The organism is Micromonospora sp. DT178, from assembly GCF_049841695.1.
Taxonomy (GTDB): domain Bacteria; phylum Actinomycetota; class Actinomycetes; order Mycobacteriales; family Micromonosporaceae; genus Micromonospora.
On record NZ_JBNCKV010000009.1, the window covers coordinates 15,857 to 37,275 of the forward strand.

Here is a 21,419-nt window from a genome sequence, read left to right on the forward strand (position 1 = left end):
CTCTCACCCGTCGGTAGAAGCCGGCACCCCGGTTCTCGACATCCCCGCCGGAGATTCTCCGAGAAATCCGCCCGCCCCGCGGTCGACGGCGGTGACCTCCAGCAGCACGGTCTGCTCGGGGTGCAGCGCGGGCATCTGGAGCCCGACGGTCGCCAGCACCGCGCCGCTCAGGGTGACGCCGCCGTCGGCCAGCCAACCCGGGGCGGTCAGTTCGAGGGTCGCGGGCTCCGGCACGCCCGCGGCGGGCCGCACCGCGTACCGGCGGCGGGGGTGCAGGCCGGGAAGCCGGACCGGACCGGGCGTCTGGGTCACCGAGGTGGCCAGCCGGGCCACGGCGTACACCGCGCGGGAACCGTCATGGGCGACCACGCCGTGCGCCCAGACGGCCGGGTCGGGGTGGTCGACGCGGACCACCCGGCCGGAGTGCAGCAGCGGGCGGAGCCGCTTGTGCAGCGCGACCCAGGCGGCCAGCTCGCGGCGCTGCACGAAGCCGATCGCGCCGATGTCCCACTCGATGCCGTGGTGGCCGAAGAGCGCGGTCGCCGCCCGGAAGCCCAGGTCGTGCACGCGGTGGGTGGTGTGCGAGCGCTCCGGCCCGATGTGGCTGCCGACCAGCTCGGGCGGGAGCAGCAGCCCCGTCCAGCGCTGGATCGCCAGCCGTTCCAGGGCGTCGTTGCAGTCGCTGGCCCAGACCCGGTCGGTGCGCCGCAGGATCTCCAGGTCCACCCGGCCGCCGCCGGAGGCGCAGCTCTCGATCTCCACGCCCGGGTGGCGGCGGCGCAGCTCGTCGAGGAGCCGGTAGACCGCGAGGGTCTGCCCGTGCACGCCGGGGCGGCCGTGGTGGCCCGCCTCGGTCAGGTCCCGGTTGTGGTCCCACTTGAGGTAGTCGATGCCGGGGTACGCGTCGAGCAGCGCGTCGAGCCGTTCCAGCAGGTGGGCGTACGCGGGCGGGTGGGCCAGGTCGAGCACCTGCTGGTGCCGCCACTGCGCGGGCAGCCGGCCGGGCGCCGACAGCACCCAGTCCGGGTGGGCGCGGAACAGGTCGGAGTCGGGGTTGACCATCTCCGGTTCGACCCAGAGCCCGAACTGCATCCCGTGCGCGCGTACGTGGTCGACGAGCGGGTGCAGGCCGTCGGGCCAGACGGTGTCGTCGACGTACCAGTCGCCGAGGCCGGCGCGGTCGTGGCGGCGGCCCCGGAACCACCCGTCGTCGAGCACGAACCGCTCCACCCCCACCTCGGCGGCGTGGTCGGCCAGCGCGCGCAGCCGGTCCAGGTCGTGGTCGAAGTAGACGGCCTCCCAGACGTTGAGGGTGACCGGGCGGGGCGCGGTCGGGTGCTGCGGGCGGGCGCGCAGGTGGGTGTGCAGGACGTCGCTGAGCCCGTCCAGGCCCACGTCGGAGAAGACCGCGTGCAGCAGGGGGGTGGCGTACTCCCCGCCGGGGTCGAGCACCATCTCGCCGGGGGCGAGCAGCTCGCCGCCGCCGAGGACCGACTCGCCCGTCGGCCGCCGCTCGGCGAAGGTCACGTGGTCGCCGCTCCACGCCGTGTGCACCGCCCACACCTCGCCGTGGCCGAAGCCGAACCCGGCCGTGCCGGCGACCAGCAGCAGGGTCGCGTCGTGCCCGGTACGGCCGTGCCGGCCCTCGCGTACCCAGGCGCCCATCGGCCACGGGTGCCGCTGCGGGGACCGCTCCCGGCACCACCGGCCGGTCAGGTCGAGCAGCTCGGTGGCGACCGGCGGCACCGGCAGGACCGGCGTCAGCTCCCGCAGCTCGTACGGGCGGTCGCCGGTGTTGCGCAGCCGGTGCCGCAGCAGCACCAGCCCGGTCGGGTCGAGCGCGATCTCGACGGTCAGCGACAGCCCGGCACCGGCGTCGGCCGCCCGGACGGTCACCCGGGCCGGCGCGGCCGGGTCGTCGTCGGTCACGTCGACGCCGTCCAGCCGGAAGGCGGTGGACCAGTCCCGGCGGTCGCGGTGCCCGGCGAGCGCCGGCCGGCCGCCCCAGCCGGCGGCCGCCTCGGGCAGCAGGGACAGCACCGTGGGCGCGTCGAAGCTGCTCGGTACGACCGGCGCGACGGTGGCGTCGACGAGGGCGGGCAGGTCGCCGTCGGGAACCGGGCCGAGGTCGGCGCCCCAGTGCGTGACCCGGGGCAGCCCCGGGCCGCGCGCGTCGAGCACCAGGCTGGTCCGGGCGCGGCGGAGGTGGACGATGGTCATCCCTTGGAAGCCCCCAGCGTCAGGCCCCGGACGAACTGCCTCTGCAACAGGAAGAAGATCACCAGGGTCGGGATCGCGACCAGCACCGAGCCGGCCGAGACGAGGTTGTTGTCGGTGAAGAACTCGCCGCGCAGGTTGTTGAGCGAACTCGTCACCGGGAACTTGTCCCCCGTGCGCATCAGCACGGTGGCCCAGAAGAACTCGTTGTAGATCCAGGTCACCTCCAGGGTGGCCAGCGCGGCCAAAGCCGGCCGGCACAGCGGCATGGTCACCTGCCAGTACTGCCGCCAGACGCTCGCCCCGTCGACCATCGCCGCCTCGTAGAGGTCGCGCGGCAGCGCCTTCATGTAGTTGCTGAGCACGAAGACGCAGAAGCCGCACTGGAAGGCGACGTTGACCAGGATCAGCCCCCAGTAGCTGTCGTAGAGCAGCTCCGAGTCGCTCATGAACGCCGGCAGCGGCACCTGCGTGAAGAGCCGGAACAGCGGGATGAGCAGGGCCTGCTGGGGCAGCAGGTTCGCCGCGGTGAACAGGCCGAGCAGGACGATGTTGGTCTTCCAGCTGAACCGGGCGATGACGAACGCCACGCACGAGGCGAGGAAGAGGGTCAGCAGCACCGCCGGCACGGTGATGTAGACGGAGTTGAGGAAGTGCCTGCCGAACTCGGCGGTCCGCCAGGCGGTGACGTAGTTGTCGAGGGTCCACCCGCCGAGCGAGACGTAGCCGTTGGTGGCCGTGTACTCGTAGGAGCGCAGCGAGGTCAGCACGGCCCAGAGGATCGGGAAGAGCCAACCGATCGCCACCGCCGCGAGGAACACGTGCAGCACCACCCGGGCCGGGCGCGGCGGCGGGCGGCGTTCGGGCGCGGGGGCGGTCCGGTCCTCCCGGGGCACGGTCGCGGTGCTCATCGGCGTCCCTCCCGCAGCACGGTCGCCAGGTAGACGGTGATGAAGACCAGCGAGACGACGAGCATGATGGTGGCCAGCGCCGAGCCGAAGCCGATGCGGCTCGCCTCGCCGACCACGTTCTGGGTGACCAGCGCCGAGATCAGTTCCAGGCCGTTGCGGCCCTTGTTGATGACCCAGACCAGGTCGAACGCGCGCAGCGACTCGATCACCGTCACCACCAGCACAATGATGTTGATGGGCCGCAGGACCGGGAAGATCACCTTGAAGAACGTCCGGCCCTCCGACGCGCCGTCCACGGCGGCGGCCTCACGCAGCGACGGGTCGACGCCCTTCAGCCCGGCCAGGTAGAGCAGCATGATGTAGCCGACGTGCCGCCAGCCGGCGGCCACCAGCACGGCCCAGATGTTGACGTCCGGGTCGCCGTACCAGTCGACGTCGGTGCCGAGGACGGCGTTGACCAGGCCCTGGTCGCGGGAGTAGAGCAGCTGCCAGACGAAGCCGATCAGCGCCAGGGAGAGCACCACCGGCAGGTAGAGCGCGGTCTGGTAGAAGCGGGTGCCGCGCAGCTCCTTGTCGAGCAGGACGGCCAGGAACATGCCGAACGGGGTGGCCACCACGAACAGCGCCGCCAGCCAGAGCATGTTGTTCTGCACGGCCGGCACGAACGGCGGGTAGTTCTGGACCACGTCCGCGTAGTTGCGGCCGCCGACCCACTCGATCTCGGAGACCGGGCCGATGCCGTCCCAGTCGGTGCCGGAGAGCAGCACGGTGGCGCCCGCTGGCAGCCAGACCAGGCCGACGACGAGCAGCAGCGGTACGGCCACCATGAGCGCGACGACCACGCGGTCGGTGCGGGACAGCAGCCGTACGCGCCGGCGGCGACCACCCGTGGAGGTGGCCGCGGCCGGCGGCGGCGCGGCGCGATCCGCTTGGATCAGGGGCAGGTCGGACACGGTGCCCTCACCCTCTCGCCGTCAGTCGGTGAAGATCGACTTCTTCTGGTTCTCGATGCTGGACGTCAGCCCGTCGACGTCCTTCGGGTCCTTGATGAACTGCTGGAGCGCCGGGATGATCACCGTGGAGGCGAAGTCCGGGCGGGTATCGCGGTCCAGGAACTGGGCGATCTCGGTGGCCGAGCCGACCAGCTCGGCGGCCTTCTTCTGCAGGGCGCTGTAGCCGCTGGTGTCGGCCTCGCTGTTGGCGACCAGCGTGCTCGGGTCGCTCTTGACGGTGATGTCCGCGGCCGCCTTCGAGCCGACGTACTCCAGCAGCTTCCTGGCGTTGGCTTCCTGCTTCGGCTTGCGGGCCATCATGTAGCCGTCGATGGGCGCGTCCAGGGCCTTGGCGCCGATCGCCGGGTCGATCTCGGGGAAGGTGAAGAAGTCGAGGTCGGCCAGGTCGGCGCCGTCGAACTGCTGGCCGACGAAGAGGCCGAGCAGGTACATGCCGCTCTTCTTCTGCTGCAACGACTGGGCGGCCTCCTGCCAGGTCCGGCCGAGGCTGTCGGGCTGGTGCAGGGGCAGCAGGCCGCGCCAGGTGTCGAAGACCTTCTTCACCTTGTCGGAGGTCCAGGACTCCTTGCCGGCCATCAGGTCGATGTGGAACTGGTAGCCGTTGATCCGCAGGTTGAGGATGTCGAAGGTGCCCATCGCCGGCCAGCCGTCCTTGTCGGCGAAGGCGATCGGGGTGAGCCCGTCCTTCTTCATCTCCCCGGCGAGCGCGGTCAGGTCGTCGAGGGTCTTCGGCACCTGGTAGCCGTTCTGCTGCCAGACCGACTTGCGGTAGAAGACGGCCCACGGGTAGTACGACGACGGCACGAAGTACTGCTTGCCGTCGTCGCCGGTCGACGCCTTGCGGAACGCGTCGGACATCCCGGAGAGCTTGCCCCAGACGTCGCTGAGGTCACCGGCGAGGCCCCGGGCGGCGAAGAAGCGCATCCGGTAGCCGGCGAACCACATGAACACGTCGTCCGGCTTGCCCTGGAGATAGTTGTTGATGTTCTCCTGGAACGTGTTGTGGTCGACGGTGTTGACGGCGACCTCGAGGCCGGACGAGGTCCGGAAGCCGTCCATGACCTTCGCGATCACCTCCTTGGGCTTCGGGTCGGACTGGTTGGAACCCAGCGACACCGTCTTGGCGCCGGACCCGCCGGAGTCGGAACCGCAGCCGGCGATCAGGCCCGTGCCGAGCAGCGCGGTGGTGCCGGCCGCGCCGGCCAGCAGCGAACGACGGTTGAGGCCGGCCACGGAGGGGGGTACGAGCCGGGCGAGGTATTCGGCTCGGGTGCGGGGACGGGACATGGTGCCTCCTGCGGATGAAGAGGTGCCCGAGGGCCGTCGGTGACGGTGCCCCGGCAACCGTGAACACACACCCGGATCCATCGCGAATCCACATTGGCGAACACGAATTGCCAGTGGCGCCTCAAGCTACTCGTCCTCCGGGCGCTGTCAAGGGGGCGGCAATCTCCCGACAACCCCGTCACGACAAGGCCGTTGAGAGGTAAACGTTGTAAAGATGATCGATGTTGGAACGTGTTGACTTGGCCGCCTCGGCCGGGCACGCTCTGCATTCATGCGGCGATGGCAGGGTGACGACATCTGGTTCGGTGCCGACTACAACCCCGAGCAGTGGCCCGAGTCCACCTGGGCCGAGGACGTCGCGCTGATGCGCCGGGCCGGGGTCAACCTGGTGTCGGTGGGGATCTTCTCCTGGGCGCTGCTGGAGCCCGCCCCCGGCGCGTACGAGTTCGGCTGGCTGGACCGGGCGATCGACGTGCTGCACGGCGGCGGGATCTCGGTCGACCTGGCCACCGCCACCGCCAGCCCGCCCCCGTGGCTGGCCCACCGGCACCCGGAGACGCTGCCCCGACGCGCCGACGGCGCGATCCTCTGGCCGGGCGGCCGGCAGGCGTACTGCCCCAGCTCGCCCGTGTTCCGCGAGCGGTCGCTGGCCCTGGTCGAGGCCCTCGCCACCCGGTACGCCGACCACCCCGCCGTGGTCATGTGGCACGTCTCCAACGAGCTGGGCTGCCACAACGTGCACTGCTACTGCGACGTCAGCGCCGAGGCGTTCCGCCGCTGGCTGCGCGAGCGCTACGGCGACCTGGACGGGCTCAACCACGCCTGGGGCACCGCCTTCTGGAGCCAGCGCTACGGCGACTGGGCCGAGATCAACCCGCCGCGCACCGCGCCGACCTTCGCCAATCCCACCCAGCAACTGGACTTCCTGCGCTTCTCCTCCGACGAGCAGCGCGCCCAACTGCGCGCCGAGCGCGAGGTGCTCACGCGCCTGGTCCGCCAGCCGGTCACCACGAACTTCATGATCGGCACCGGCATCAAGTACCTCGACTACCACTCCTGGGCGTCCGACGTGGACGTCGTCGCCAACGACCACTACCTCACCGCCGCCGACCCGCGTGCCCACGTCGGGCTCGCCCTCGCGGCCGACCACACCCGGGGCGTCGCCGGCGGCGACCCGTGGCTGCTGATGGAGCACTCCACCAGCGCCGTCAACTGGCAGCCGCGCAACGTCGCCAAGGCCCCCGGCCAGTTGCGCCGCAACAGCCTGGCGCACGTGGCGCGCGGCGCCGACGGGGTGCTCTTCTTCCAGTGGCGGGCCTCCCGCGCCGGGGCGGAGAAGTTCCACTCCGCGCTGCTGCCGCACGCCGGCCCGGAGACCAAGGTGTTCCGCGAGGTGTGCCGGCTCGGCGCGGACCTGCGGGCCCTCGCCGAGGTACGCGGCAGCCGGGTCGACGCCGAGGTGGCGATCCTGTTCGACTACGAGGCGTGGTGGGGCGCCGAGCTCGACTCGCACCCGACCGTCGACGTCACGTACGCCGACCGCCTCGGCGCGCTGCACGACGCGCTGTGGCGGGCCGGGATCACCGCCGACGTCGTGCACCCGTCCACCGACCTGTCCCGCTACCGGCTGGTGCTGGCGCCTACCCTCTACCTGGTGCGCGACGCGCACGCCGCGGCGCTGCGCGCGTACGTCGAGGCCGGCGGCACCGCCCTGGTCACGTACTTCAGCGGCATCGTCGACGAGCACGACCACGTCCGCCTCGGCGGCTACCCGGGTGCGTTCCGGGAACTGCTGGGCGTCCGCGTCGAGGAGTTCTTCCCGCTGCGGGCGGGGGAGCAGGTCACCCTGGACGACGGTTCCGTCGCCGACGTGTGGACGGAGTGGCTGCATCCCGAGGGCGCGCGGGTGCTCGCCGCGTACGCCGACGGGCCCCTGCCGGGCGTGCCGGCGCTGACCCGGCACCCGGTCGGCGCGGGCGCGGCCTGGTACGTCGGCACCCGGCTGGACGCGGCGGCGACGGACCGGCTGGTCGCCCGGCTGGTGGCCGAGTCGGGGGTACGCCCGGCGGCGGAGGTCCCCGCCGAGGTGGAGGTGGTCCGGCGGCGCGCCGGCGACCGCAGCTGGCTCTTCGTCATCAACCACACCGACGCCGACGCCCGGCTCGACGCGACCGGCGTGGAGCTGCTGACCGGCACGAGCTGCGGCGGTGACCTGGTCGTGCCGGCCGGCGGGGTGGCCGTGGTCCGCGAGGGCCCGAGCACCGACGCGGCCCGGTGACGGCCCGAAGGAGGTCATCCGGATGCTGGCGCGACAGCGGCAGACCGCGATCCTCGAACTGATCCGGCAGCGCGGCGGCGTGCGGGTCAGCCACCTCGTGAGCCGGTTCGGCGTCTCCGACATGACGATCCGGCGGGACCTGGAGACGCTGGCCGAGCGGGGGCTGATCGACAAGGTCCACGGTGGCGCGACGCTGGCCGGCCTCGGCTCCGCCGAGGAGCCCGGTTTCGCCGCCAAGTCGGCCCGGCAGCAGGCCGAGAAACGCGCCATCGCCGAGCGGGCCGCCGCCCTGGTCGAGCCCGGCATGGCCGTCGCGCTCTCCGCCGGCACCACGACCGCCGCGCTGGCCACCCTGCTCGCCGACGTACGCGGCCTGACCGTGGTGACCAACTCGATCCCGGTCGCCGACGCCCTGCATCAAAATCCCCGCGCCGACCAGACGGTCGTGCTGACCGGCGGCATCCGTACCCCCTCGGACGCCCTGACCGGGCCGGTGGCCGAGGCGGCGATCGGCTCCCTCAACGTCGACGTGCTCTTCCTCGGCGTGCACGGGATGAGCCCGCGCACGGGGTTCACCACCCCGAACCTGCTGGAGGCCGGGACGAACAGGTGCCTGATCGACGCGTCCCGGCGGCTGGTGGTGCTGGCCGACCACACCAAGTGGGAGACGGTCGGGATGGCCACGATCGCCCCGCTGTCCGAGGCCGACATGCTCGTCACCGACGCGGGCCTGCCCACGCAGGCGCGCGCTCAACTCGCCGAGCTGGTCGGCGAGCTGGTCGTCGTCCAGGCCGGCTGAGACCCCTCAGGTGCCGTGCGTGCCGCGCTCAGCGACCGCGCTCGCGATACTCCTGCGCGGACATGCCGTAGGTCGCCCGAAAGAGCCGACTGAAATGCGCTTTATCCCGAAAACCCCATCGCGCGGCAATGGCGTGGATCGGCTGTCCCGCCTTCAATGGACTGACCAGATCACGGCGGCAGCGCTCCAGGCGCTGCCGACGGATCAGTTCCGCGACCGTGAACTCCTCGCCCTCGAAGAGCCGGTGCAGCGACCGCAGGGAGACGTGATGGGCGGCAGCGATCGCGCCCGGGGTCAACTCCGGGTCGCCGAGGTGCTTCTCGACGAAGCTGCGGATCCTCATCCGCAATGTGCGCTGGTGAACCTCGTCCGGGAGCAGCTCCGCGGCATCCAGGCGCTGGGCCAGCGTGCCGGCCACCAGATCCAGCGTCACCGCGCCCAGGACGACGGCGTCGGAGGCCTGGTACTGCTCCGGATACCTGACGATGCGATGTACGAACTGAGCCAGCAGCGCGGCCATGCCCGTGTCGGACGGAATCGACGTGGCGAGCAACCGTCGAGCCTTGTCCGCCGGCAGTGGCAACGTCTGATGTGGGATCACCACGGAGATGGAGCCCGCGAGCCCCGGCCCGGTGGAACGTTGGCGAGCGGCGAACGGCCTGCAGTTGTCCAGGAACGTGAACGACGCCGGTTCGACGGCCGAGTGGTTGCGATCCTGGCTGATGGCGCTGTCGCCCGCCGTCGTCAGGACGAACTGGTAGTTGTCCGGTTGGCTCGTGCGCACCAGTTTCGAGGTCCGCGTGGTGTCCAGGGTCGGGTATCGCAGTGCGGCCAGCTTCACGTTTCCCAGATCCACACTCTTGGCTTGAGCGACGAAGTCGTCCAGGTGCGGGCTGCTGATGCGAGCAGGAGCCGCCTCCGACTCGATCACCTCGTACCAGCAGGCGAACCGATCGCGTGGTGGAAGCAGCGACGTGTCGAGAACCTGGCATGGCAGCACTCGTCACCTCCTCGTCCTCACGTCCGCCGATCTCGGCGAGCGTACTCAGGCGCATCACGTGTTAGTTGCCTGGACGAAGCCTGGTAACCGTCCCCTGCCCCTGTTCGTGCAGCGACCGCCGGCGGGCCGGGAAGGGTCACGAGTCCGACCGCCGGGGCGGCCGAGTGACGGGTTGAGGCGGGTCGCCCGCGAGCCGGACCCGCTTGCGCCACCGGTGGCGGCGCCACACGGCGACTGTGACGGCCACGGCGACGAGCAGCGCGGTGGCGCCCTTCCAGGCGCGCTCGAACCACCATCTGTCGCTGCCGAACGCCGCGTCGCCGGCCGCCATCAGCCACAACCCCACCCACGCCCACTGCCAGCCGCGCGGCCGGGAGAACCTGTCCGGCGGGCCGGAGAAGGCGATGTGGACAACGGATGCGACGCCGACGACGACGATCAGCGGTATTCCGACGCGCGAGGTTGCCTCCCACAGCGACACGAACCGATCATGGCACATCCGGACGACCGGGCCCCGTGGCCCGCGGGCCCCTCGGAGGGAGCGCGGCGACTGGTCACCAGAGCCGCCGGCCCGGCTCGGATCCGCCCCACGATACGGTTCGATCCGTGCTGCCCGGCCGCGCCGACCGCCCCTTGGTCTTCCTCGACGTGGACGGACCGCTGATCCCGTTCAGAGCCCGGCCGGTGGGCCGCAGACGTTCCTCGGGCGGCGCGGTCGCGGCGCCGGACGGCACCGGCAACCCGCTGCTCGACCGGCTCGATCCGGACGACGGTCGCCGGCTGCTCGCCCTGGGCTGCGAGCTGGTCTGGGCGACGACGTGGATGGCGGAAGCGAACGAGATCGTCGCACCCCGGCTCGGACTCCCCGACCTGCCCGTCGTTCAATGGCCGGACGACGACGAGGAGCCGAGGCACGGGCTGCACTGGAAGACCGAGCCGCTGACCCGGTGGGCGGCGGGACGCCCGTTCGTCTGGCTCGACGACGAGACAACCGGCGCCGACCGGCGCTGGGTCGCGGCTCACCACCCGGCGCGGGCGCTGCTGCACCGCGTCGACCCGTACGTCGGCCTCACCGAAGCCGACCTCTCCGCCGTCCGCCGGTGGCTCACCGCCGCCTGATCGCCTGCTCGTTCATGCCGGCTGTCGTACGGCCGTCGGACCCGCCGCGGCAGGCTCGACGCCGCGTCGGGTGCGCCGGCCTGCGGTGGGTGCTCTCGTCGGACGGCGCGCCTTCACAGGCACTTCACAGCGCCTCCGGTTAGGGTCCCGGGAAGTCAGCGACCCGCTCCAGGGTGGAGCGCGGTGTCTTTGCGCGGGAGTTCCGATGGTCTTCAAGAAGATGTTGAGCGCGTTCGGGGTGGGCGGGCCGAGCGTCGACACCGTCCTGACCAACCCGAACACCCGGCCCGGCCTGACCCTCGAGGGCCAGGTGAACCTGCTCGGCGGCGACGCGCCGGCCAACATCGAGCAGGTCGTCGTCGGCCTGGTCACCCGGGTCGAGATCGAGGGCCACGACACCGAGTACGCCGGCGTCATGGAGTTCCACCGGCTGCCGGTCAGCGGCCCGCTCCAGCTCGCCGCGAAGCAGCAGCTCGCCATCCCGTTCCAGCTCCCGGTGCCGTGGGAGACCCCGATCACCGACGTCTACGGCCAGCGGCTGCGCGGCATGACGATGGGGCTGCGCACCGAGCTGGCCATCGCCCGGGCGGTGGACAAGGGCGACCTGGACCAGGTCAACGTGCACCCGCTGCCGGTGCACGAGCGGATCCTGGAGGCGTTCCAGCGGCTCGGCTTCCGCTTCAAGCACGCCGACCTGGAGCGCGGCCACATCCGGGGCACGCAGCAGACGCTGCCGTTCTACCAGGAGATCGAGTTCTTCGCCTCGCCCCAGTACGCGGGCACCATCAACGAGGTCGAGCTGACCTTCGTCACCAGCCCGCACGGCGTCGAGGTGATCCTGGAGTGCGACAAGCGCGGCGGGTTCCTCACCCCCGGGCACGACGCGTTCGGCCACTACCGCGTCTCGCACACCGAAGCCGACCGGACGGACTGGGTCCAGGTGGTCGACGGCTGGCTGCGGGAGACGACGTCCCGCTACGGCAGCCTGCGTGGCGCGCACGGGTTCGGCGGCCACGGGCACGGTCACGGCCGGGGCGCCGGCATGGGCGGCGTCGTCGCCGGTGCCGCGATGGGAGCCGTCGGGGGCATGATCGTCGGCGACATGATCGGCGACGCCTTCGAGGGCGACGGCGAGGACTTCGGCGGCTTCGAGGAGTAGGGCCACACAGGACGGTGGCCTCCGGGACTGTCGTCCCGGAGGCCACCGTTTCTGATGGAGCGGTGCCCGGTCAGTGCCGGGCCTTGCGCTCCTCACCACTGCGCCAGTTGCTGCCGGCCTTGGCCAGACCACGGCTACCCAGGTACCCGATGGTCAGCAGCGTGATCATGAACCAGGCGTTGTCGGCCCGGAAGATGTCCACGCCGGCCGAGTTCCGGCCGACCAGCTGCGAGGCGGCCAGCACGCCGATCACGGCCGCGATGTAGACCCAGAACTCGGTCGTACGCAGCGACGGCTTGGTCTCCGTGCCGGGTGCCTGCATGGCCTCCCGGTGCCCGTCGTGCATCATCGGCATCGGACGGGTGGGCGTCTCCTGCATGGCCCGGTCCTGCATGGCCCGGTCCTGCATCGCCCGGTTGGGCGCGTCCTGCGTCGGCCGGTTCATCGGCCTGGTGGAAGCAGCCTGCGTGCTCATCTTGTCCTCCTCAGGATGCGATGAGTCGTACCTGCGTTCCCTCGCCCCGCTACCGCGTGTCGGCCACGGCACGGTTCGCGTTCATGGCGGGGGCACCCGCCGTCTACCCGAGCCGCCGGGGCCAGTAACCCCCACGGCTGCCCGAATAGTCCGCCCACCCGTGGCCCCGGCCCCGCCCCTGGCCCCGCGCCCTGGCCGTGGCCCCTGGCCCCGGAGGTCGGCGTCGACCATGCGGTTGTGGTGGGGGGCAAAACGCCCGAACGGGCATCTGCCGGGCACCACGACTGCATGATCGAGGCGTGGGGCGGGGCGTCGGGGCGGGTTTGCCGGGCCGGCCCTGGGGCACGCAATCCGGACCGACACTTCTGCGAGGTGATGGACGTGCGTGAGGACGACATGCGACAGGAAGCCGCCCGGCAGGCCGAGGACCGGATCGCCGGCGGCGTGTACGGCGAGGGCGCCCTCGACGAGGTGACCGTGCCCCGCACCGACGTGCAGCGGGTCATCCAGGACGAGGACCCGGACGACCCCGCCCACGTCCCGATCGACCCGGAGGTGCTGCGGGACGGCGGACCCACCCGAGGACAGGGCGCGGTCACCACGACCGGCGGCACCGCGGGCCCGGCCAGCGTGCGCCGGGTGGCGCGGCAGCCGGAGCGGCACCCCGGCAAGGTGGCCCCGACCACCACGGGCGACGCCACCACCGGCGGCCTGAGTACCCCGGCGGGCGGCTCCACCAGCGACCAGTCCGGCACCGCCAGCCAGGTCGGCGACTTCACCCCGGACTGACAGTCCCACCCCGGCCCCCTCCCGCCCCGACCCACCGGGTCGATCATGAGGGTGGCGGCAGCCGTAGAGATCAACATCGCCGTCAACCTCATGATCACCGGAGCCCGGAGCCCGGAGCCCGGAGCCCGGAGCCCGGAGCCCGGAGCCCGGAGCCCGGAGCCCGGAGCCCGAGCCCGGAGCCCGGAGCCCGGAGCCCGGAGCCCGGAGCCCGGAGCCCGAGCCCGGTGCCCGGAGCCCGAGCCCGGTGCCCGGAGCCCGAGCCCGGTGCCCGGAGGCCCGGACGCCCGGAGCCCGGAGGCGGGCGGGTGGGGAGGCCGGGTTGGGTGGGTCAGGTGGGGCGGAGGATGCCTAGGCGTTGGGTGGCGCGGGTGAGGGCGACGTAGAGGTCGCTTCGGCCCCGGGGCGACTCCGCCACGATGCGGTCGGGGTCGACCAGGAGGACCGAGTCGAATTCGAGGCCCTTGGCCTGGCCGACGGTCAGCACCACCACGCGACTCTCCAGCTCCGGGTCCTCGCCGACGGCCGCCTCGGGCAGGGCGGCGGTGAGCGCGACGCCCAGCTCGTCGACCCGGCCGGCCGGCACGATGACCCCGAGCCGGCCGTCGTCCAGGCCGGCGGCCTCCCGGGTGGTGGCGGCAACCAGCTCCGCCGCCAGGTGCTCCGGCGCCACCGCGCGGTCCCACGGCGGCACTCCGCTGGAGCGTACGGAGCGGGGTGGGCGCAGTGCCGGGTCGATCTCGGTGAGCACGTCGGCGGCGACCGCCATGATCTCGGCCGGGGTGCGGTAGCTGACGGTCAGCTCCTCCAGCCGCCAGCGCTGCGCCACGTACGGCTCCAGCGCGTCGGCCCAGGACGGGGTGCCGGACAGCGCGCCGGTCTGCGCCACATCGCCGACGATGGTCATCGAGCGGCTCGGGCAGCGGCGCATCAGCAGCCGCCAGGCCATGGGCGAGAGCTCCTGCGCCTCGTCGACGATCACGTGCCCGAACGCCCAGCGCCGGTCGGCGGCGGCCCGCTGGGCGGTGGTCAGCCGGTCGACCTCCTCCTGCCGCTCCAGCAGCCGGTCGGCGTCGAGCAGGTCGGTGACGCTGAGGATCTCGCCGCCCTCGGCCTCGTCCTCGACGTCGATGGAGCGGGAGCCCCGGGCGATCTCCAGCACGCCCTCGGCGTACTCGCGTTGCATGGCCCGGATCCGCTCCTGGCGGGCGGCGGCGGCCCGCTCGTCCTCGCCGAGCAGCTCGGCCGCCTCGTCCAGCAGCGGCACGTCGGCCGGCGTCCAGCCGCCCGGCTCGCGGTGCAGCATGGCCCGCTCGGCCTCGGTGAGCATGGGCGCGGCGGCGGCGATCCGCCTGGTGGAGGCGTACAGGTCGGCGAGCAGGCGCTGCGGGGTGAGCACCGGCCAGAGCTGGTCCAGCACGGCCTGCACCTCGGGCTCCTCGCGCAGCTCGCGGCGGATCTCGGCCACGTCGGCCTCGTCGAGCAGGTTCTCCCCGCCCAGCGGGTCCGCGCCGATCCGCTCGGCGACCTGGGCCGCGAGGGCGTGGACGATCTCGACGTCGAAGAGCGCCCGGGCCAGGTTGTGCGGCCGGTCGGAGCGGCGGGCCCGGTCCCGGGCGGCGCGCACGGTCTCCGGGTCGAGCAGCAGCACCTCCTGCTGCGGCAGCTCGATCTCCAGCGGCTCGTCGGGCACCCACTGCCGGTCCCGGACGGCGGCGGCCAGCACCTCGACCATCACCGCGCTGCCCTTGAGCGCGGCGGTCGCGGCAGGCTCGGCCCGGCGGGCGCTGACCCCCGGGAAGAGGTCGCCCTGGGTCCGTAGGAGCACGCCCGTCTCGGCCAGCGCCGGGAGCACCTGGGAGATGTAGCGCAGGAACGTGGCGTTCGGGCCGACCAGGAGCACGCCCCGGGCGGAGAGCTGCTCGCGGTGGGTGTAGAGCAGGTACGCCGCACGGTGCAGCGCGACGGCGGTCTTGCCGGTGCCGGGGCCGCCCTGCACGACCAGTACGCCCGGCAGGTCGGCGCGGATGATCCGGTCCTGCTCGGCCTGGATGGTCTCGACGATGTCGCGCATCCGGCCGGTGCGCCCGGCGTTGAGCGCGGCGAGCAGCGACGCCTCGCCGGTCAGCTCCTCGTGCGCGGTGGGGGAGGCGGTGTCCAGGTCCAGCACCTCGTCGTCGAGCGCGGTCACCTTGCGTTCCCGGGTACGCAGGTGCCGGCGGCGGCGTACGCCCTGGGGGTTGGCCGCGGTGGCGAGGTAGAAGGCGCGGGCCGCCGGGGCGCGCCAGTCCATCAGCAGCGGGTCGTAGTCGCCGTCGGTGTCGAAGATGCCGATCCGGCCGATGTAGTGGGGGCTGCCGTCGTTGGTGTCGAGCCGGCCGAAGCACAGGCCGCTCTCCACGGCGGAGAACTGCTCGACCTGGCCCGCGTACATCCGCACCGCGCTGTCGCGCTGGGAGAGTGCCTGGCGGGTGCCACCGGTCGCCCGCAGCTCGTCGCCCAGCCGGCGGGAGGCCTGCTCACGCAGCTCGTCCAGCCGGCGGTAGAGCATCGAGACGTAATCCTGTTCGCGGCCGATCTCGTCATCGGGCTGCAATTCGGCGGAATTGGCGGAATGCCTTGACAAGCCGTCTCCCATTCGAGTAGCATCTCTCTCGGAACGGCTTTGAGAGCCGTTCTTTTTTGTTGCCTGAACTGAGAAAGATACCGTGCGCCGGCCGTCGCGACCAAGCGCGCCGGGCCACGCCACGACCCGTACCGCGCAGACAGCGGGGGCCCGCCGCGTGGCGGGCCCCCGGACTGCCGATTCTCAGCCCCTGGCCACCTCGTAGAGCCGCTCCGGCGTCACCGCGCCGGCGATGAGCCGGCCGTCGTCGGTGAGCAGCGCGCTGAACAGCTTCCCGGTCAGCAGCCGGCCGCTGCCCCAGTCGCCGCTGACCTTCGGCAGCTTGCCGAGCAGCGCCGCCGGGTCGCCGGTCGACCCGTTCCCGGCGCCGCCGGGGGTGGTTCCGGCCCGGTCGGCGGGTGCGCCGGCGCCGTCGAGCCGCGCGACCACCACCGTGGCCCAGCTCTCGCCGACGGTACGCACGTCCGGCCGTTCGCCGTGCGCCGGCCGCTTCCCGGGCGCGTCGGCGGGCTGCCTGCCGGCGGTCTCCTCGGTCACCTTCACCCCGGGCGGCGGGTTGAAGGTGAACTGGTCGGCGGCGGGCCGGGCGTACGACACCTGGGTGAAGGCCATCTCGAAGGCCGGCTTGTCGCTGCCGTCGGCGAAGACCTCAAAGCGCAGCGGCACGTGCTGGCGCGCGTCGATGGCGATGCGCACCTGGTGCACCAGCGAGGCGGCGTCGCGCGGGGCGAGCACCAGCTCGTACGCGTCCCGGCCGGCGACCTTCGCGGACCGGCCGACGCTCACCTCGGTGCTCGGGCCGATCGCCGCCAGGGCCCGGTCGGCCGCCTCCCCGGGGGTGACCGGCAACTCCGGGGTCTCGGTCCCGGCGGCGCCCTCGGGCAGCGTGCGGTGGGTGGCGGTGTTGGACCGGCTGTTCCAGGCCCACACGTCCCGGCCGTTGCGGATGACGTCCCGCTCGCCGAGCGTGTCGACCAGCGCGATGCGCTGCCGGTCGGGCCCGGAGTGCCAGACCCGCAGCGTGTGCGTGCCGGTCAGCAGGCCGGCCGGACCGTCGCCGGCGACCAGGCCGGCCAGCGGCGGCAGGCCCAGGTCGGCGCGCTGCACCACCGTGCCGGAGAGCCCCTCCAGCCGGGAGGTCTGCAGGTCGACCAGGAGTTGGGCGGCGGTACGCGGCGGCAGGCTCGGCTCGGCCTGGGCGGCGAACGTGCCGAGCGCGGCGCCGCCGCCGATGACGGTCGCGACGGCGGTCACCGGGACCAGCCAGCGCAGGACGGGACGGCTCTTCAGGACGGACATGTGACACCTCCTGCCGGACATCCTGCCCCCTGGACGCTGTGAGGGCGCTGAGGACGACCGTACGACCGCCCGCCCGGGTGGCACCCTTGACCCCGTGCGGTTGCTGGTGGTGGAGGACGAGTCGCGGCTGGCGTCCGCGCTGCAACGGGGTCTGCAGGCCGAGGGGTTCGCGGTGGACGTGGCGGCGACCGGCCCGGAGGGGCTCGACGCGGCCCGGCACGGCGGGTACGACGCGATGATCCTCGACGTGATGCTGCCCGGCCTCTCCGGCTACGAACTGGTCCGCCGGCTGCGCGCCGAGGAGCACTGGCTCCCGGTGCTCATGCTCTCGGCCAAGGACGGCGAGTACGACCAGGCCGACGGGCTGGACTGCGGGGCCGACGACTACCTCACCAAGCCCTTCTCGTACGTCGTGCTGCTGGCCCGGCTGCGGGCCCTGTTGCGCCGCGGCGCCCCCGAACGCCCCACGGTGCTCGCGGTCGGCGACCTGCGGCTCGACCCGGCCCGGCGGCGGGTCACCCGGGCCGACGCCGAGGTCGCGCTGACCAGCCGCGAGTTCGCGCTGCTCGACTACCTGATGCGCCGCCCCGGCGAGGTGGTCTCCAAGACGGAGCTGCTCGACCACGTGTGGGACGCCAGCGTCGAGACCGCACCCAACGCGGTCGAGGTCTACGTCGGGTACCTGCGGCGCAAGATCGGCCGGGAGCGTCTGGAGACGGTCCGGGGCGCCGGCTACCGGCTCGCCCCGTGACGCGGGGGCTGCGCGGACGCCTGCGTGCCGCGCTCGGGCTGCGCGGGCGGCTGATGGTGGTCGGGGTGCTCGGGGTGTCGGGGGGACTGGCCGTCGGAGGGCTCGTCCTGCTCGCCGTGCTGGGCTGGGCCCTGCAACGCGCGGTGGACACCGAGGCGTTCCGGACCGCCGACGCGGTCGCGCTGCTCGCCGCCGAGGAGGTCCTGCCCGATCCGCTGCCGGTGGCCGGTGGACAGGTCCGGGTGCAGGTGATCGACGCCGAGGGCAGGGTGCGGGCCGCCTCGATCGACGCCGACCGGCTGGTGCCGATGGTGTCGCCGCAACGGCTCGACACCGGCGCGCGGCAGCGGCTGACGGTGTCTGGGGAGCGGGTCGGGCTGGCCGGGCCGGTGCGGGTGGTGGCCGTACCGGCGGGCACCGCCGCCGACCCGCGCACCGTCCTGGTGGCCCGGTCGCTGGCGGACGTACGGCACAGCGCGCACGTCGTCCGCACCATTCTGCTGGTGAGCTTCCCGCTGCTGGTGGCGGTGCTCGCAGCCGTGGCCTGGCGGGTGGTCGGCGCGACCCTGCGCCCGGTGGAGGCGCTGCGCCGGGGCGCCGAGGAGATCACCGGACGGGACGGGGGCGGGCGGCTGCCCGTACCGGCGTCGCAGGACGAGATCCATCGGCTGGCGGTCACGCTCAACGGGATGCTGGGCCGGCTGGAGTCCGCGCGGGACCGGCAGCGGGCGTTCGTCGCCGACGCCGCCCACGAGCTGCGCAGCCCGCTGACCAACATCCGTACCGAGCTGGAGGTCGCCCGGCGGCTCGCCGACCGGACGGACTGGACGGCGGTGTCGGCGAACCTGCTCGCCGATACCGAGCGCCTCGGCCGGCTCGTCGACGACCTGCTGCTGCTGGCCCGGCTCGACGAGCGGCCGACGGCGCGGGCCACCGGACCGGTCGAGCTGGGGGCGCTGCTGGCGGCGGTGGCCGCCCGGTACCCGTCGCCGCCGGTGCGCCTCGACGCGCCGGCGACGCCGCTGTGGACCGAGGGCGACCCCGACGAGCTGCGCCGGATCCTCACCAACCTGGTCGACAACGCGGTCCGGCACGCCCGAGGCGAGGTGGTGCTGGCCGCCGGGCCGGCCGCCGACCGTGCGGGCGGCGACCGGGCGGGTGGCGACGGCGGAACCGTCGGCGAGGGCGACGGCCGGGCCGCCGGCCGTGGGGACAGCGGGGCCGGGACCGTCGGCCACGGGGACAGCGGGGCCGGGACCGCCGGACGGAAGGCCGGCGGCGGCGCCGTGGCGTACCACCTGGTGACGGTGACCGACGACGGGCCGGGGATCCCGGCCGCGGACCGGGAGCGGGTCTTCGGCCGGTTCACCCGGCTCGACGACGCCCGCGCCCGGGACGACGGCGGCGCCGGCCTCGGCCTGGCCATCGTGCGCGAGCTGGTCCGCCGGGCCGGCGGCGGCATCGTCCTGACCGACGCCCACCCCGGCCGGGACGGCGGTCCTGGGCTGCGGGTACGGCTGCTGCTGCCGGCCCTGCCCGACGCGGAGCGGCCCTGACGGCCGTGGCTGCGCCGGGCGGCCGCTGGCGGACCGTCAGCCGCGGCGGGTGCAGACCTGCTGCGCGCGGGCGATCGTGTCGGTCGACCACACGACCGCGACCGTGAAGCAGTAGTCGGTGCTGCGGTTCAGGCCGTAGACGACGAAGGCGGTGGTGCCGGCGGGCAGGTTGGCGAAGGCCGTCTGCGCCTGGCCGACCCGGCCGCCCGAGATGACCACCGGGCCCTCCCCGCCGGCCGGGTACGTCCAGCGCAGCGCGACGTTGTCGCGGTTGTCCCGCAGCGTCACCGAACCCGGCGGGCTGCCGGGGGAGGCCACGGCCCCGGCCGTCGGGCCGGCGGCGGGCGGGGCGCCCGTGCCGGCCGGGCCCCCGGCCTGCGTGGAGGCCGGCGCGCCGGTCGCGGCCGGGGGCACCGGGTCGGGGTCACCGTCCACCCCGGCCACCCCGGCGATCACCGCGGCCGTGCCCAGCAGCACCACCACGACGCCGCCGACGACGAGCGGCAGCAGCCGGTTGCCGCGCCGCGACGGCGCGCGGTGCACCGGCACCGGCAGCAGCCGCGACGGCTGGTAGGGCTCCTCGGGCGCGCCGGGCTGGCGGACCCGGTGCACCCCGTCGGCCTCGTCGGTGGCGCCGCCGGCCAGGGGGACGACCGCCGGCGGCACGGCGCTGTCGGCCGGCCCGTCCCCGGCGTCGGCCTCGGGGGGCCACCAGCCGGGTGGCGGGTCCTCCGTGGGCTGCCGGGGCGTCGGCACCACGTGCGGCGGCCCGGCGTACGGGTCCGGCTCCGCCGGGCGGTAGCCCGGCTGCGAGGGGTGCTGCGCCGTCGTCGGCCCGTCGCCCGGGGGCGGGGTGCGCGCGGACGGCACGATCGGACCGTCCCGGCCGACGGGTGCGGTGTCGGCGCAGACGTGGTCCGGATTGGCCGCCGCCCGGGCGAGCGCCGCCACCTGCGCCGCCAGCGGGTCGTCGGCCGGCAGGTGCTGCCGGCACAGCTCCCGGGCGAGCGCCAGGTTGTCGTGCGCCTCGGCGAACTGCCCGCAGTCGCGCTGCATCGCCCCGAGCCGGGCCAGCATCTTGATGCCGCTGGGGTGCCCGTCGCCGTAGACCTCGCGGTGCAGCTCCCAGGCGTCCTGCAACCGGTCGCGGGCCACCTGGCACTGGCCGCGCGCGTACTCCACGGTGGCCAGGTCGGCGTGGGCGGCGAGCACCCGCAGTGACTCGGGACCGTCGAGCGCGGTCAGCTCGATGATCACTTCCTGGTAGAGCCGGGCGGCGCGGGACCAGCTGCCGACCCGGTGCAGCACCGCCGCGAGGGTGGCCGCGGCGGCGACCGTGCGCTGGTCGGCGCGCCCGTGCAGCCGGGTCGCGGCCGCGTACGCGAACGCGGCCCAGCCCCGGGCCGAGTGCGGTTCGCCGAGGGCGACCAGCACGCGGGCCTGGAGGCTGGCGGCCTCGGCCAGCTCGGGTGTCGCGTTGGCCGGACGCGGGTCGGCGTCGGTCAGCGCGTCGGCGAGCAGCCGTTGGGCGCCGGCGAGGTCGCCGGCGGACACCAGGTGGTGCGCCTGGTCAGTCAGATCACCGAAGCCGGAAGGCACGCCCCATCGTGCTCATCCGACGACGGTAAGTACAAGACCCGAGCGGGAGTGTATTGGTCAAGAACCGGTCAGGTGTGCGGCGAGCGTCTCGCTGATCCGGCGCAACTGGTCCACCTGGGCCGGGGTCAACGCGTCGAACAGGTGCCGGCGTACGCCCTCGACGTGGCCGGGCGCGGCGGCGGCGAGGGTGGCGAATCCCTCGTCGGTGAGGACGGCGATCTGCCCGCGTCGGTCGGTGGGGCACTCCTCGCGGCGGACCCAGCCGGCCGCCTCCAGCCGGGCCACGGCGTGCGAGAGCCGGCTGCGCGACGAGCCGCTGGCCTCGGCCAGGTCGCTCATCCGCAGCCGCCGCCGCGGCGCCTCGGAGAGCCGGACCAGGATCTCGTAGTAGGCGTGCGGCATCCCGGCGTCACGTTGCAGCTCCCGGTCCAGCGCCTCCATCAGCGCGCGGGAGGCGGTCAGGTACGCGCGCCAGGTGCGCTGCTCGTCGGGGTCCAGCCAGCGGGTCATGACGCCCATCATACGCCAGATGGTTGAACGTTCA

Annotated in this window: 18 protein-coding genes; 7 read left to right on the forward strand and 11 right to left on the reverse strand. The window is 73.6% G+C overall.

The features are described 5' to 3' along the window. Positions 1-3 precede the first annotated feature (3 nt). The 4 genes from ACLQ22_RS18015 to ACLQ22_RS18030 are packed head-to-tail and all read right to left on the reverse strand — an operon-like array spanning position 4 to position 5,428. Positions 4-2,220, reverse strand: a complete 2,217-nt coding sequence (locus ACLQ22_RS18015) for an alpha-galactosidase (RefSeq protein WP_425693332.1) — start codon at positions 2,218-2,220, stop codon at positions 4-6. Next, complete coding sequence (locus ACLQ22_RS18020; RefSeq protein ID WP_425693333.1) at positions 2,217-3,128, reverse strand: carbohydrate ABC transporter permease; 912 nt, start codon at positions 3,126-3,128, stop codon at positions 2,217-2,219. The genes ACLQ22_RS18015 and ACLQ22_RS18020 overlap by 4 nt, the downstream gene beginning before the upstream one ends. Continuing rightward, positions 3,125-4,081 carry a sugar ABC transporter permease gene (locus ACLQ22_RS18025; protein WP_327030952.1) on the reverse strand — a complete coding sequence of 319 codons (957 nt, stop codon included), beginning with the start codon at positions 4,079-4,081 and terminating at the stop codon, positions 3,125-3,127. Before ACLQ22_RS18025 ends, ACLQ22_RS18020 begins: the two co-directional genes overlap by 4 nt. Positions 4,082-4,102: 21 nt before the next feature. Beyond that, positions 4,103-5,428 carry an ABC transporter substrate-binding protein gene (locus ACLQ22_RS18030; protein ID WP_425693334.1) on the reverse strand — a complete coding sequence of 442 codons (1,326 nt, stop codon included), beginning with the start codon at positions 5,426-5,428 and terminating at the stop codon, positions 4,103-4,105. A gap of 271 nt (positions 5,429-5,699) precedes the next feature. On the opposite strand from ACLQ22_RS18030, the gene ACLQ22_RS18035 reads away from it, so the two are divergent. Beyond that, on the forward strand, positions 5,700-7,706 hold the full coding sequence (locus ACLQ22_RS18035) for a beta-galactosidase (RefSeq protein WP_425693335.1): 2,007 nt from the start codon (positions 5,700-5,702) through the stop codon (positions 7,704-7,706). Positions 7,707-7,728: 22 nt separating this feature from the next. Continuing rightward, positions 7,729-8,505: a DeoR/GlpR family DNA-binding transcription regulator gene (locus tag ACLQ22_RS18040; protein WP_425693336.1), complete on the forward strand. Its 777-nt coding sequence runs from the start codon at positions 7,729-7,731 to the stop codon at positions 8,503-8,505. A gap of 28 nt (positions 8,506-8,533) precedes the next feature. Here the strand turns inward: ACLQ22_RS18040 and ACLQ22_RS18045 are convergent, their stop codons facing one another. Together ACLQ22_RS18045 and ACLQ22_RS18050 are read right to left on the reverse strand one after the other, a co-directional pair. Beyond that, a complete protein-coding gene (locus tag ACLQ22_RS18045) occupies positions 8,534-9,505 on the reverse strand; it encodes a helix-turn-helix domain-containing protein (RefSeq protein ID WP_425693337.1) in 972 nt (323 codons plus the stop codon). 136 nt (positions 9,506-9,641) lie between these two features. Continuing rightward, positions 9,642-9,986, reverse strand: a complete 345-nt coding sequence (locus ACLQ22_RS18050) for a hypothetical protein (protein WP_425693338.1) — start codon at positions 9,984-9,986, stop codon at positions 9,642-9,644. A gap of 125 nt (positions 9,987-10,111) precedes the next feature. Here ACLQ22_RS18050 and ACLQ22_RS18055 point away from each other — a divergent pair, with 125 nt between their 5' ends. Both ACLQ22_RS18055 and ACLQ22_RS18060 read left to right on the forward strand, forming a co-directional pair. Continuing rightward, positions 10,112-10,624, forward strand: a complete 513-nt coding sequence (locus ACLQ22_RS18055) for an HAD domain-containing protein (RefSeq protein ID WP_425693339.1) — start codon at positions 10,112-10,114, stop codon at positions 10,622-10,624. A 205-nt stretch (positions 10,625-10,829) separates the two neighbouring features. Beyond that, the gene (locus ACLQ22_RS18060) at positions 10,830-11,783 is read left to right on the forward strand and encodes a sporulation protein (protein WP_425693340.1); all 954 of its coding nucleotides are present in this window, start codon (positions 10,830-10,832) and stop codon (positions 11,781-11,783) included. 70 nt (positions 11,784-11,853) lie between these two features. Here ACLQ22_RS18060 and ACLQ22_RS18065 read toward each other — a convergent pair whose 3' ends face one another. After that, entirely contained in the window at positions 11,854-12,258 is a 405-nt protein-coding gene (locus ACLQ22_RS18065; protein WP_132240023.1) for a hypothetical protein, read from the reverse strand. 381 nt (positions 12,259-12,639) lie between these two features. Here ACLQ22_RS18065 and ACLQ22_RS18070 point away from each other — a divergent pair, with 381 nt between their 5' ends. Further along, positions 12,640-13,047, forward strand: a complete 408-nt coding sequence (locus tag ACLQ22_RS18070; RefSeq protein ID WP_121398940.1) for a hypothetical protein — start codon at positions 12,640-12,642, stop codon at positions 13,045-13,047. 328 nt (positions 13,048-13,375) lie between these two features. On the opposite strand, the gene ACLQ22_RS18075 is transcribed toward ACLQ22_RS18070, so the two are convergent. Together ACLQ22_RS18075 and ACLQ22_RS18080 are read right to left on the reverse strand one after the other, a co-directional pair. Further along, positions 13,376-15,682, reverse strand: a complete 2,307-nt coding sequence (locus tag ACLQ22_RS18075; RefSeq protein ID WP_425693341.1) for a HelD family protein — start codon at positions 15,680-15,682, stop codon at positions 13,376-13,378. Positions 15,683-15,853: 171 nt separating this feature from the next. Next, positions 15,854-16,969 carry a LolA family protein gene (locus ACLQ22_RS18080; RefSeq protein ID WP_425693342.1) on the reverse strand — a complete coding sequence of 372 codons (1,116 nt, stop codon included), beginning with the start codon at positions 16,967-16,969 and terminating at the stop codon, positions 15,854-15,856. 94 nt (positions 16,970-17,063) lie between these two features. Between ACLQ22_RS18080 and ACLQ22_RS18085 the strand changes: the two genes are divergently transcribed. Further along, positions 17,064-17,720 (forward strand): response regulator transcription factor, encoded by a 657-nt coding sequence (locus ACLQ22_RS18085; protein WP_357876174.1) that lies wholly within the window; start codon positions 17,064-17,066, stop codon positions 17,718-17,720. Between the two features lie 53 nt (positions 17,721-17,773). After that, the gene (locus tag ACLQ22_RS18090) at positions 17,774-19,276 is read left to right on the forward strand and encodes a sensor histidine kinase (protein ID WP_425693555.1); all 1,503 of its coding nucleotides are present in this window, start codon (positions 17,774-17,776) and stop codon (positions 19,274-19,276) included. Between the two features lie 36 nt (positions 19,277-19,312). Here ACLQ22_RS18090 and ACLQ22_RS18095 read toward each other — a convergent pair whose 3' ends face one another. Both ACLQ22_RS18095 and ACLQ22_RS18100 read right to left on the reverse strand, forming a co-directional pair. Continuing rightward, positions 19,313-20,875: a tetratricopeptide repeat protein gene (locus ACLQ22_RS18095; protein ID WP_425693343.1), complete on the reverse strand. Its 1,563-nt coding sequence runs from the start codon at positions 20,873-20,875 to the stop codon at positions 19,313-19,315. A gap of 57 nt (positions 20,876-20,932) precedes the next feature. Then, positions 20,933-21,394 carry a MarR family winged helix-turn-helix transcriptional regulator gene (locus ACLQ22_RS18100; RefSeq protein WP_425693556.1) on the reverse strand — a complete coding sequence of 154 codons (462 nt, stop codon included), beginning with the start codon at positions 21,392-21,394 and terminating at the stop codon, positions 20,933-20,935. Between the last annotated feature and the right edge of the window lie 25 nt (positions 21,395-21,419).